Genomic DNA, 12473 nt, shown 5'->3' on the forward strand with positions numbered 1-12473 from the left:
CGGCATTTACATGCAATCGGAAAAGAGCTTGGAAAAAGTCCAAGCTCTTTAAAAAATCTATTTTGAAGTAATTAACACATCTATATTAAACATAGCATCATCCACAACACTTTCCGCTACTCTTATATTATGAGTAGACATAGGATCACTAAGGACTTGCTCCTCGATTTCAACCACTTCTTCTAAACTGGATATAATTCCTTCAATATCATTTGTTCCATTATCCCCCAAATTGTTCTTTGTTTCTGAATCTCTCAATATAGAGTTTAATTTATCTTTTTCAGTATTCAACACTTCTATCGTATCTTGTGCACTTTTTTCATTTAAATCCAAAGAAAGAGCATCGCTATTAATCGACTGAACCTGATTCAGCAAATCAGAAATGTCCTGTAAAGTAGCTTCTAGACCTTCTACCTTATCCCATTGTATTTCATCATCTTTATCCTCCTGGAGAGAAGAGGTTCCTTCTTGGTCCTGAGAACTACCTGGTTCTTCGTTCTCACTTGAATCTTCAGACTCATCTCCATATATATCATCAATAATCTGCTCATTTTCGTCATCCATTTGTTCTTCGTTAATCTCCGCGCTATTATCTTCTTGAGAATCAGTTGATATAGAGTCATCTTTTCCTGCATCTGGAGAGTTTTCTTCGTCATTGCCTCCTAGTAGATTCGATATAGCGCTTTGTCCCAGCTGATCATAAACCATAGGTCTGTCTAGAACCCCTATGCTCCCAGGTACATAAGCGTCTAATATTTCATAATCCCCATTCAATAACATTTCATAGTTGTAAAGTTCCGAACCACTAGTAGTATTCGTACGAAATGATGAAGTAACTAAATAAAAACCATCTTCACGTTTTATTACGAGACTATTTTCGTACGTGTCGTGATTGATAATGTCAGGGTTTCCCTGACTGAATAATTGAGTGATGTACTTTACTGCGGACTCGTAAGCAATGTATTGTTTACTTTCTTCGCTTCCCGCTTCTTCCTTCCCACTTGGACTGACCACTGTTTCTTCGTTATTCCCACCACACCCGCTGATCACCAAAGAAAGAACTACTAAAAACAACCATCCAAGCTTCAAAAGCCAACACTCCTTATCACTTTTTGACAACCTTGTAACTCACACCTTCAGTGAACAACATCTTACCTATGTCTAATTATTAGGGAGAGGGACTAGATTCTAAAAAAGTAGTTTATTATTGGTGCAAACTGTATTTGCTCAAATAATAAACTACTCAAAAAATCATTTTCTATTTAAATCATTCGTTGATAATTATAGCATTTTCTGGAACAAATACGAGAGGTCTTTTTTTAAAATCAACGATAACATTACGATAGTCAAATTCTTTTTTATCTGCTTCAGACTTCTGCAGTAGGAAGACTTCTTTGGTCATCATTACATCATCCATGGCTCGATGAGCGTTCAAAACTTTAATGTTGTTGCGTTCACATGTAACAACCAGACTAGGATTTTCTTTCGGTTCTACCATGAAGGTCAATGTACGTGTGCAAATGAATTCTTTTGGTTGGAGATAAGTGTCTATGAAAGAGAAATCGAACGGAGCATATTGCGCTACAACGATTGTATCCTTACAAAATGAACTTAACATCGTGAGCGCTTCGGACTCTTCCATACCATGCTCACATTCTTCTTCTGTTACTTTGGCATAGGGAGAAGGCTTGCGTCCATTCGTCAGACGTACAAATGTATGCAATGAACCATACTCATTACCTTTTGCATCGATCTTAAGTGCTGCAATTTCTGTTACTTGTTCTTTTTTTGCATCAAGACCTGTTGTTTCGAAATCAATAATTGTATATAGACTGTTATTCATAGTTAAGCACTCCTTGGCATTATTGACTGATACTTTAAGTAAGTAATATCACTTTACTTAATATCATATTATTGTATTTCTTTAATATCTTTTATACGTAACTACACACTGCATTTACCACAATATATACGACCATCGACTATACAGTGCTCATCTTCAAAAGTTATTTCCTTAAAACACTGTTCACCATAACATTCAAACCACCAACCATCTTCAAGTTGCGCTTCAACTAACTTGGAAGGTTCCTTTTCTAAATCATCAGCAAAACTAGCGCGTCTTGCTCTTACATTAATATACTCATCCCATCCGAGAGCTTCGCTTTTACTAATAGCTTCGCTCCTCTTGTCAGCAAATACGATTTGCTGGTATTCTCCATCCTTGTCTTGTACATGCCATGCTTTCATACCCTTCACTCCTTATACTGTAAACAATAAAGAAACAGTTATTTAAAGGAAACAACCGAATGGAATCCAAGTTTTTAAAAGCATTCATCCCAGAAACCATTATCTTTAAATATTTAATAACGTATTATCTATTTCAACATACCAAATATTTCATTAAAAGGAAACAAGAATTTATAATAATATATATTTTAATAAAATTGACGGAAGGGGAGATGTAGATTGTTTATTATTCATGCAGGTTTTCATATTAACCCAGCAAAAGAAGAGGAATTTTTAAAAGAGGTTCGCTCGGTGATTGAAGCATCAAGATCAGAAGAGGGGAATATCTCATATGATTTGTTGAAGGATACAGAGACCGAACATGTTTATACAATGGTAGAGGTTTGGAAAGATGGCGCAGCAGTCGAAAGCCATAATAAAAGTTCACACTTTACGTCTTTTGTAGGGAAAGCACCTGAATTTCTTACAGCTCCATTAGATTTGAAAATCTATACTGGAGACAAAATCGAGAAATAATCAGGACATCATCTATAAAATAGTTTTGGTATTTAACAGTAAAAAAGAAGCCGATTAAGGCTTCTTTTAAATATTATTATTATTATTATTCACAGGCGACCTTTTTACACTCTTCCTTGATTTCTGGAAATCCATCACCTTCGCTTATACCGCCAATAAACAAACTTTCACTTACATCCATTTCGAAATCAGCATTCCCATTAACGGTCCCTCTTAAAGCGAAATTACCCATTGGACTACTGTGATCATCACTGAATTCGACTGTTTCTACATCATGATAATTATTCCTAATGTATTCTTCCGCCTTTTTTTCCGCTTTTGAGATAAATTCTTCATCATGAAATTTATCGTTTGAGTTCACATTGCATCCTCCTAAAAGTATAATAAACACAATAGCAAATAAATGGAATTTTTTCATGGAATCACCTCTCGTGGGAAATAGAAACCAAAAACAAGGAGGAACAGATGATAAAACTAAGAGACTATGAAGCAGCTTATATATCTTTTACCTCGTATTCTCCGTTAAAAAAGATCCTTCGAATTAGAAATGTAAACGGTGAAATTTCTACTTGGAAAAGAGTTGATACGATAACGGATGTCGATACTGGTTTACAAGGTTTTGTCATTCAAAACGTTTATACCGATGAAGTCGTTATTAGTTTCCGAGGTACGGAAATGCCCACTTCAGAAAAAAATGAAATCAAGTCAAAATATGTTGGATCACCTTATCAAGATGCTCTGTTAGCGTCTGGTGAAGCTGAAATCAAGAACGGAGACATTACGTACAAAAAGAAATCCGTAAACCCAGCTAGTATTCAAGAAGCCGATAAAGACGTGACAGAAGATGTTGAAGGAATTATCCTTGGCGATTCCAATTATACCAAAAAGAGGTATGGAACAACAGCTTATTTAGGCACACCTTCCCAAGATGCTAGCCTATCCAGTGGGCAAGCTGAATTGGATGCGAAAGCGGGGACGATCACGTATATCCATAAGAATCAATTTACTGAGGCGAAGGAGAAGGTAGACAAATATGTAGAAAAATTCGGAGCTAAAAATATTACTTTTGTAGGTCACTCTCTTGGAGGGGGACTAGCACAGTATTTCGCTATTACGAATGATTCTAACTCAGTTACGTTTGCAGCTGCAGATATCTATTCCTTATTGACCCCAGAACTACAAAAGAGAGTTGATAATGGGGAGTTTAAAGATAACTCCATATCCTACACATTTCCGGACGACGTAGTAGGTACTCATTTCAAACAGTCTACTGGGTCTGTGTATTACATGAGTGATCCTAGTCAGTCAGGAATGCCTTGGATCGAATCGCACGGAATCACTAACTATTTATCGGAAAAATTATATGACGAAGATGGCTATTTCGTTCCTGAAGTTCTCTACGACGAATATATTCAAGCGCAAGTTACAACCTCACCTCTTGCTCTTAAAAATAGTGGCGTCTCAGATTTCCATATTAAGATCCAAGAGAGTCTTATGAAGGGGTATGTTCAAGAAATGAAACAAAGCGAGGAACAGATCGAAGCTACCAAACAGGCATTAGTAGCATTTTTGGATACTTACATGAACAAAATGAGGGATATAAAAAGTAAATATCTTAATGCCGTTGGTAGTGGTCGATTTGATAAACTAAGTGAAGCCGATGTGGAAGGGAACTTTCAAGAATTCACGAAACCTCCTGAAGATGGAGTACCGATGCTGTTCGATATCAAGACATTTGATAGCTTAATGACTGCCTTAGGCGATACTCATCAGGATACATCGGACATCGCTTTTAATATGGAAAGAATGAGCAATGATTTGGAACGAGCAGACCAATTACTAGCTCAATGGTTACGCTACGAATCTTAAAAAGGAGTTGTTGGACTAATGGGGTTTGATCTTGACTGGTGGGATAATTATTGGGAAAAACAACGCCAAAAAGAAGATTTACGAACGGAAATTAAAAATGAACTGCTTTCTGAAGCAGAATTATTAACGTATCATCTTGAGCATTGTTACGCTGTTGGTAATCTGAGTGAACGTCACAGAACAATTGTAAATCAAGTAGAACATAATTTTGATGGACAAGCCAACAAAGCTCTTATACAACGTTTTGAAGAAAACCAAACGAAGTTACTTCAACTGAAGATGATATATGAAATGCTCCAAGATAGCATAAAGGTGCGATAGAAAGCGTAAGTAACGGGAAAACAGATAGTTATTGAACTGTTAACTCAATCTTAGACTTCAAACACTTTCAGATGGTTTTATGGAGCGATGGTTCTGAAAAAACAACTATTTCTTAAATATTGCGTAACAATAATCTAATGAGAACTGAACCTGACAATAATCATCATAATTGGTTGAATAGAACTTTAAACAGAACGAATTTATCAAAGATCAGGATGGTCAGTTATAGAGGAGGAATTTAATTGAATAGAGAAGAAGTTGAAACCTATGTAAGAGATCATCAACAGGAAGCTCTAAGACGTACTAATAAGCTTATGAACGATCATTTTGGAAAGGAATATTCTAGTTTCAATGGACTTATAGGTGGGAAATTTAAAACTTATGAGGTAATCTTAGGGGATTATGATACAGCAGAAGAATGTGTTGAAGCTTGGTTAGAAGGGCATGGAAAGATTTATCAAAGCGAGGAGAATCAACCTGATAAGTCTTCTAATAGAATAAAATTAATGCTTCAAGACGATTACCTTAGAAAGTTTATTGAGAATTTTGTAGCAAAAGCTTACTTCAAAAACAAATAACTTTATTAAAGCACGTGCAGCTGGCAGGTGCTTATTTTATTCAAGAGGGGATATTTGAAGTGAGGGGACGGCTTTAGCACTTGCTACAAAGTCCTAACAACACCTGGCTTTGATTATCTTGAAATCAAGTCTTATAAAAACTCGTAGCGTTTATTAAATGATAAGTATGCGAATGTAATAGCCCAACTGAAGGTCGGATATGTGTTTTATTAACTTTAGCTACGTTCTATAGCTTTACAAATTCTTTTCACTGGGGGACATAATGAATAGGGACAAATTAAAAGGTTTAGTAATTTGGGGATCTATCATTGGAATAAGTGGATTTGTGATGTTGTTTTTTAGTGTTTATTTTGGAACCCTGATTGCCGAAAACTGGTTGATAAAACAAGGTGGAGCGGATACTGGTTATTACAACATCATTATGAAAAGCTATATTAATAATTTCTTAGTCGGTGGAGGAATATTATTTACTTTTGGAATAGCCATAAATTCGGTTGCTTATTATAAACTGCAATTGATTAAGGAAAAATCTCATTTAAAATGAGAAATCAATCTCGGTGCAATAGTTTAAAAGAGTGTTTGATTTATGCTCCGAAGTTGCTGGTATTTGAACAAGAGAAGAGAGAGAAAGGAATTGATAATGATTCGTTCAATATTATCTTTAGTAAGTATAGGGTGTTTATTTTTATTGACCGCCTGTATAGGAGAGGATTATGATTTCACTCCTCCAACAATGACAATTTGGTACCATCATCTAAACGATTATGATTCATATGAGCTTAAAGAGGCATCCGTGAATTGGGAAGGACCTAATGAGGAATACAAAAAGACTGTTGTTAATTTTCAATCATTAGGAATCGAACAGAATCAAATTGAGGTCAATGCTGATTCAGAAGGAAACCTAGAATTAAGACATTCTGATTTTCAATTAGAAGAGCTTCAAGTCTCTCTGTGGCAAAACAATGAAGAGATTGAATTGCCTGTAAATAAATCTAATGGCTTTCAATTTCCAGATTCAAAAGGTAACTATATCTTAGAAGTGAATCTGTCTTCTAATATGGGAGATGTTCAATATGTAGGTAACATTGATCTGAATTAACACTATTATAGGATAAAATCTAGAATTTATCCTGATCCCAAGTCCTCTGGTTTATCGGAGCTTATCTGGTAATAGGGTAGGCTTCTTTTGTTTTGAAATGACTCTTTTCGTAAGGCTTTTTTCGTAAAGATTGTTGCTTTTAAATTGGACAAGGATAAATTTACTTTTTATGGTATTGTATATACAGGAGCATCTGCAGCAATCGGGCAGGATTACGGAACAAAGAATGAATCATTTAAGGGGTGTTAATGATGGAGTACATAATTCGCAAAATGGAGAAAAAGGATATAAACGCAGTTCAGGAAGTGGCTAAAACAAGTTGGAATGCAACATATGATGGTATAATTCCTCTTAAAATTCAAGAAAGTTTTTTAAACTCTGCTTATAATGATGAAATGATGCTAAAACGTTTAGATGTTTCTTCGCTGTACGTTGCTGAAAAGAACGGAAAAATTGTTGGATTCGCTAACTTCTCTCCTCTAAAAGATGAAGGGATAGTAGAATTAGGGGCAATTTACTTATATCCAGAAAATCAAGGGAAAGGTATCGGTACTGCCTTGCTTGAAGAAGGTATCAAAAATATAAATGGTGCAAAGTCAGTCTATATAAGTGTTGAGAAAGAGAATGAGATAGGAACAAATTTTTATCGTGCAAAAGGGTTCCAAGTTGTTTCAGAATTTGATGATAATCTAGAAGGTCATATAACTAAAATGTTTAGAATGGCACTATATATATAAGTTTCACTATTAAACAAACTCGGAGCTTATCTGTAATAAGATTGGCTCCTTTTATTTGAAATTAAAGATTGAGTTGTTTGCATTATTTTGAAATAATTGTCATTAAGAAGGTTGAAGGAGTATGTAATTAGGGTTTGGAGGTTCTTATTATCAATGCAATTAGAGAGATCTTATCTTCTAAGTGGTTTGGTTATCCTTTGATTTTCGGTTTGCTTTTTGGAGCTTATTCTAAATATGGGGTAATTAAAGTCGTTTTATCTACTGTTCTGATCGCATTTTTTATTTCTATGCTAGCTTACAACTATAAGCATCAGAGCTTATATAATTTAGTTACGAAAAAAGACAAAAACTCTAAGTAGAAGATGTAATCTTAAGAAGCAATAACCGTATTCATATTCTACAATCTCGGAGCTTATCTTTAATACGATAGGCACCTTTTAAATTTGAAGTAAAAGATTGAGTTAATCGCACTAATTTGAAATAATTGGTATTTAAGATGTGGGAAAGTTTATGAAAGACTTAAATACTAGATAAAATCAAGGAGGTGGTAGAAGTGAGACGGAAATTAAGTGCTATTTCTTCTATTCTATTTATTATTAGTGTAGTAGCCTATCTCACGATGCTGTTCGGTAATGATAGTTTACTTTTTGTAGGTGTTTTAATTTCTGTAGTTGGGTTAGTTATCGCACTGTTTTCTGAAAGTGGAATTTACAAAAAGATTGGATTGATTGGTAATGGTTTTATTATTTTCATCACTATAATAATTCCTACGATTGTTACTACATTCTTTTGGAATACTCCTTAATAGTAACTATACTAATAGGAGAGCTGATCCATAAACTCGGAGCGATTATCAAACAACCGTAGGGGACCCTCAGTGTGAGGATCCCCTACTCTAATTTATTTAGAAATTCTCTCTTTATAAATCTTCCAAGTATCATCAAAGAAACTAATTGTTTTCGAATACCCCGCTTCTTTTAAGATCTCTTCATATTCAGGATGAACCTTATAAAGGCGATTACGATAATTCAGTCTTGAAGCGGAATTACTACATTTATGAAAATCCTCATCGGCTAAAACTTTTTTACGGATTATCTCAGCTTTTTCTTCTTTTTCTCTTTGCTGCTGTTGTCTTATTTTGACCAAATCTCCCTCTGATATTTCTTCAGTTATACCATCAGAGATTTCTTGTAACATATCTTCGTAAGCCACCAGAGAATTCATTTTAGCGTTATCCATTCGTATAAAATGAATAAATCCTTGATGTAAAAAGTAGAGAACCAAATAACCAGGTTCATTAAAATCAACATTCTTTATGTATTCATTATGTTCATGAATCATTTGACTGAAAATATTTCGTAATTCAATTGGGTAACGATCGATGTACTTTTCAGGTATTAAGAATTCAGTATCTAAGAACCACCCGTAAAAATAATAAATAGATTTTATGTTGAGTTCATCAACGATTTTAAAAAAATCGATTTCTGATTTAAACATAATACCAGTTTTATATAAATTTTCGAAATCACATAAACCGTTATACAATCGCACCCCTTTTTCTTGAGCGGTCTTAAATAATTCTTCTTTTAGTAGCATATTGACCTCCAATTTAGAGAATTTTCAAATTTATTACACCTTATTATATAATATCCTATCTAGAAAAACCGCCTATGTCCGATTTTTATCTTTATTACAACTTTTCACCTTAAAAGAGTTAATCAAGGTGGAAAAATAGGCTTCTAATGCCGATACTTAAATACAGAGAACACTTCTGAGGTCGAAAATTATGACAAACGCATGGATTTGATAAACCAGCAACAGTATCAATCGAACCTGATTAAAGAAGTAGTCAAAGGAGGACGTCGTTCAAGTGTTGCAAGCTGCTGTTAATTTCGAAAAAAAGGTTAGATTCTGTCTGATATGTTTTTCAGCTTTTTCTTCTTTATATGCCATGAAAGTTAGCTGGTTTCCAAACTTGATTGCTGACCAAAATTCAGCTAACTTTGTTATCATCGGTATAATGATTTCCCTGTCCATTGCCATAGCTATCTACATATGGTACGAATTAAAAGATTTTTTCGGCGGGGATTGGGATTGGACCCCTAAAAATCGCATCGAACGTGTACAAAATGAACTATTCGGCTTAGTGGGTATCGGCGCATTGTACTATATGACTCAAATGGGCATTATGATTTTCTTCTTTCCTTCGTTCGAAGAGTTAAAAGTGATGGGGCTCCACTTATATATCGTGTTATTTTTGTTAAGTTCTCTCATAATCTATATCTTTTATAGATTGACTGTCTTGAAATTTGAATAATAAACATAAATCAAAATGTTTTATAAAAAAAGAAGCTCATTGCAATAATGAGCTTCTTTTTCAATTCCATACTTCGTCTAAGGTTTTTCTGAAAAGTTCATTTAGCTTTTCGGTAGGATCTTCTTGTACAAAGTCCAGACTCTGTGCATATGCCTCTAACTGCTCCATTTCTTCTTGTAAGAATGAGTTGATCAGATCAATTCTAGGTTCAAGATTCAATTCTTCTCCAGCTATCTTCCGTTTTAACAGTGTAGTGATTTCATCATGAAGCGCTGGTGGGAGTGCAGCATCCTCGAATAGTTCGTGGAAACCGATAGGTGGAACCGTATGATATTTCTTGATCCATCTAGCCGCAAGAACAGGTCGAAGTACATAGAAATACTTCTTAATTCGTACGTCATCACCCTGGAGATACTCTCGAAAGTTCCCCTTTGCCATATTTAGATAATGATATAAGCAGGAGGTAGGTAAAAAGATCGTCCCATCAAAATCTCTCATTTGTTTAGCGGTTGAAAAAGACTCATAGTAGACAATATTGGAGCGTAACCATTCAAGCAGAGGAGGATTAGACTTCCGAAACAGCTTTAATGCCTTCGTGAGTTCCCAACCGCTCATATCAACCAAGTCATCAACTGGGATGGATAATTTGTCTCTAGTGGGAATTTCGATAACATCCCTTTTTTGATCGATCGATAAGTACCAATCTTTGCGATGGACATAGATAAATCGAACGTCATAATCGGAATCCTTAGAAGGGAACCCCCATGCTCGACTACCCGACTCACACGCATAGAGAATTTTAATATCATGATCGATCTCTGTTTGTTTAATGACATCTAGTATATGCTCATGCATTATATTCACCCATTCCATATAGACTTTTACCACTAATATGATACTACACTTAACTAGTAAACTACATAATAGCAATGATTGATTCTGGAAATAGCTCAGATACCCCAACAACTGACTCTCTATCAATATAATGGTAATATAATTAAAAGAGAGCGGATAATAAACTTTTAAAAGGAGGTTATGTAGTGGAGGCGTTCGGGATAACTAGTGCCACCTTTGTATGCATTATATTAGCCCTTATTGCATTCATTAGAGTAATCGAAGATAGTAGAGAAGATACGAAGAAATACGATGAAGAAATCAAAAGACAGAGAGAAGAAGGTAAAGAGCCGGTAGTAAGAGATTTTTCGAAATTCTTCTTCTGGTTAGCGGGGATTGCACTCCTAGCAACCATCGTTATTCTGATTTACCAACTTAATAGAATGTAAAGTTATTGTATACAGGAGGAATCATCGTTGAGCGGTACACAAAATAAAACAGCACAAAAGATCGATAATACTATCATTGAACATTTAGCATGTCTTGAAATTAATGATTTGATCCTGCAACCGCCTTTTCATTTGGTAGGGGATATACAGTATAACGATAAGAGTTTATCTTTTGATGGAGTCATTGAAGTTTACAATCACGAGAATCTTAAAAAAGAAACTTTAGTTAATACGGTACCTGTTCAAGTCAAAGGAACCACAAGGTACAAAAAAATGGATAAGCAAAACAAGATTAAACACTCGGTCTCAAGAAGAGATATCGATGTATTTTATAAGATAGGTAACGGCGTACTGTATTTAGTAGTGACTATCAATCCTAATACATTAAAAAAGCCAGCATATTACCGCATCTTAGCACCATTGGATTTAAAAAGCCTTCTTAAAGAATTAGACAATAATGGAAATGATACCATTACACTCTCATTCAAAAAATTAAATGAGGGGCATTTAGAATTCATTTGTAACACGTTAATTAACCTAGTGTATAAACAACCAACTTACTTTGTCGAAACCGGAGAAATGGAAAGTTTTCAATCTTACACATTAGAGTTCGTAGACGTCCAAAAGGAAAACTTTAACGAGTTCGAAGAATCGGCTTATATGTACGGAGTATCACCTAATGGTACTGAATCGCCATTAGAACTAGTAAACATTATACAAAAGGAAGGGATAAATGAAGATGTAATATCAATTGGAGAAGAAACGTTTCCAGTCAACTATAAGATTACAGAACGAAAAGATGAAATGATATTAACAATAGAAGATACCCTTTCTTATGAGATCAGTAAAAAAGAAAGCAATGCTACCGTAAGTATAGGAAGACTTAAAACGCTGTCTTCGTACATTAAAAGTTTAAAAATACTGCACTACCATCTTAAATATCATGCTTTGCCTTTAAATTATTTCACTTTTGATACAAAGTGGGGCGATATTGAGGCATTTAACGATATAAGCGAAGTGATAGCAAATTATGAAGAATTGATTACAGTATGTAAGCAGATCGGTATAAGCGAAAATTACGTTTTTCATGAAGAGGAAAACCTACCGGACTTATTTAACAACAATCAGCAAGAATTCCCCTTCAAAATCTTCGATTTATCGATTTAGTGGGGGATGAATTGCTCGCACTTAAGTGGCAATAAGAACGTATGTTTGATATAATGGTGGTAGTATATGGAGGTGTTGGTAGGTGTCTACAGTGTTGAACTATTTATTTGAGATCTTCCCGACAGAAGAACAGTCAAATACCCTACATAGATGGGTAGACATCTGCCGACTACAGTACAATTCTGCCCTCTTGGATAAAGAAAGATATTATGGGAGAACAGGCAAAGGCTACACGAAAGCTCAGCTTCAAAAACAGTTAACGCTCGATAAAAAGAATCATCCAATCTTAAAAGAAGTTCCATCGCAACCTCTACAGGAGGTCTTTTTTCGCATAGAAAA

General features: G+C 34.8%; 18 protein-coding genes. 12 read left to right on the plus strand and 6 right to left on the minus strand.

The features are described 5' to 3' along the window. Positions 1-57: 57 nt before the first annotated feature. From PQ511_RS21885 to PQ511_RS21895, 3 genes are all read right to left on the minus strand, one after another. Positions 58-1089, minus strand: coding sequence for a hypothetical protein (locus PQ511_RS21885; RefSeq protein ID WP_273854056.1), 1032 nt, complete (start codon positions 1087-1089; stop codon positions 58-60). A gap of 178 nt (positions 1090-1267) precedes the next feature. Further along, complete coding sequence (locus PQ511_RS21890) at positions 1268-1843, minus strand: 3'-5' exonuclease (RefSeq protein WP_273854057.1); 576 nt, start codon at positions 1841-1843, stop codon at positions 1268-1270. Positions 1844-1944: 101 nt separating this feature from the next. Next, positions 1945-2247, minus strand: coding sequence for a hypothetical protein (locus PQ511_RS21895; protein WP_273854058.1), 303 nt, complete (start codon positions 2245-2247; stop codon positions 1945-1947). Between the two features lie 219 nt (positions 2248-2466). Here PQ511_RS21895 and PQ511_RS21900 point away from each other — a divergent pair, with 219 nt between their 5' ends. Beyond that, positions 2467-2763: a putative quinol monooxygenase gene (locus PQ511_RS21900; protein ID WP_273854059.1), complete on the plus strand. Its 297-nt coding sequence runs from the start codon at positions 2467-2469 to the stop codon at positions 2761-2763. Between the two features lie 85 nt (positions 2764-2848). Here the strand turns inward: PQ511_RS21900 and PQ511_RS21905 are convergent, their stop codons facing one another. Further along, positions 2849-3124, minus strand: coding sequence for a DUF1433 domain-containing protein (locus PQ511_RS21905; protein WP_273854060.1), 276 nt, complete (start codon positions 3122-3124; stop codon positions 2849-2851). Between the two features lie 104 nt (positions 3125-3228). On the opposite strand from PQ511_RS21905, the gene PQ511_RS21910 reads away from it, so the two are divergent. From PQ511_RS21910 to PQ511_RS21940, 7 genes are all read left to right on the plus strand, one after another. Further along, positions 3229-4632 (plus strand): lipase family protein, encoded by a 1404-nt coding sequence (locus tag PQ511_RS21910; RefSeq protein ID WP_273854061.1) that lies wholly within the window; start codon positions 3229-3231, stop codon positions 4630-4632. Positions 4633-4650: 18 nt separating this feature from the next. Then, positions 4651-4953, plus strand: coding sequence for a hypothetical protein (locus PQ511_RS21915; protein ID WP_273854062.1), 303 nt, complete (start codon positions 4651-4653; stop codon positions 4951-4953). A 242-nt stretch (positions 4954-5195) separates the two neighbouring features. Further along, positions 5196-5531 carry a hypothetical protein gene (locus PQ511_RS21920; RefSeq protein WP_273854063.1) on the plus strand — a complete coding sequence of 112 codons (336 nt, stop codon included), beginning with the start codon at positions 5196-5198 and terminating at the stop codon, positions 5529-5531. Between the two features lie 262 nt (positions 5532-5793). Beyond that, positions 5794-6075, plus strand: coding sequence for a hypothetical protein (locus PQ511_RS21925; protein ID WP_273854064.1), 282 nt, complete (start codon positions 5794-5796; stop codon positions 6073-6075). A 96-nt stretch (positions 6076-6171) separates the two neighbouring features. Further along, positions 6172-6630 carry a hypothetical protein gene (locus PQ511_RS21930; protein WP_273854065.1) on the plus strand — a complete coding sequence of 153 codons (459 nt, stop codon included), beginning with the start codon at positions 6172-6174 and terminating at the stop codon, positions 6628-6630. Positions 6631-6881: 251 nt separating this feature from the next. Continuing rightward, complete coding sequence (locus tag PQ511_RS21935) at positions 6882-7367, plus strand: GNAT family N-acetyltransferase (RefSeq protein WP_273854066.1); 486 nt, start codon at positions 6882-6884, stop codon at positions 7365-7367. 553 nt (positions 7368-7920) lie between these two features. Continuing rightward, positions 7921-8172 carry a hypothetical protein gene (locus PQ511_RS21940; RefSeq protein WP_273854067.1) on the plus strand — a complete coding sequence of 84 codons (252 nt, stop codon included), beginning with the start codon at positions 7921-7923 and terminating at the stop codon, positions 8170-8172. A gap of 95 nt (positions 8173-8267) precedes the next feature. Here the strand turns inward: PQ511_RS21940 and PQ511_RS21945 are convergent, their stop codons facing one another. Beyond that, a complete protein-coding gene (locus tag PQ511_RS21945) occupies positions 8268-8963 on the minus strand; it encodes a hypothetical protein (RefSeq protein WP_273854068.1) in 696 nt (231 codons plus the stop codon). A 274-nt stretch (positions 8964-9237) separates the two neighbouring features. Between PQ511_RS21945 and PQ511_RS21950 the strand changes: the two genes are divergently transcribed. Beyond that, complete coding sequence (locus PQ511_RS21950) at positions 9238-9684, plus strand: hypothetical protein (protein WP_273854069.1); 447 nt, start codon at positions 9238-9240, stop codon at positions 9682-9684. 60 nt (positions 9685-9744) lie between these two features. On the opposite strand, the gene PQ511_RS21955 is transcribed toward PQ511_RS21950, so the two are convergent. Further along, a complete protein-coding gene (locus tag PQ511_RS21955; RefSeq protein WP_273854070.1) occupies positions 9745-10539 on the minus strand; it encodes a nucleotidyltransferase domain-containing protein in 795 nt (264 codons plus the stop codon). A 185-nt stretch (positions 10540-10724) separates the two neighbouring features. Here PQ511_RS21955 and PQ511_RS21960 point away from each other — a divergent pair, with 185 nt between their 5' ends. From PQ511_RS21960 to PQ511_RS21970, 3 genes are all read left to right on the plus strand, one after another. Then, on the plus strand, positions 10725-10967 hold the full coding sequence (locus PQ511_RS21960; RefSeq protein ID WP_273854071.1) for a hypothetical protein: 243 nt from the start codon (positions 10725-10727) through the stop codon (positions 10965-10967). Between the two features lie 27 nt (positions 10968-10994). Beyond that, positions 10995-12134, plus strand: coding sequence for a DUF4365 domain-containing protein (locus tag PQ511_RS21965; protein WP_273854072.1), 1140 nt, complete (start codon positions 10995-10997; stop codon positions 12132-12134). An 82-nt stretch (positions 12135-12216) separates the two neighbouring features. After that, on the plus strand, positions 12217-12473 hold a 257-nt coding region (locus PQ511_RS21970; RefSeq protein ID WP_273854073.1), incomplete at its 3' end, for a helix-turn-helix domain-containing protein.

The sequence above is a fragment of the Guptibacillus spartinae genome (assembly GCF_028610625.1).
GTDB classification, from domain to species: Bacteria; Bacillota; Bacilli; order Bacillales; family Guptibacillaceae; genus Guptibacillus; species Guptibacillus spartinae.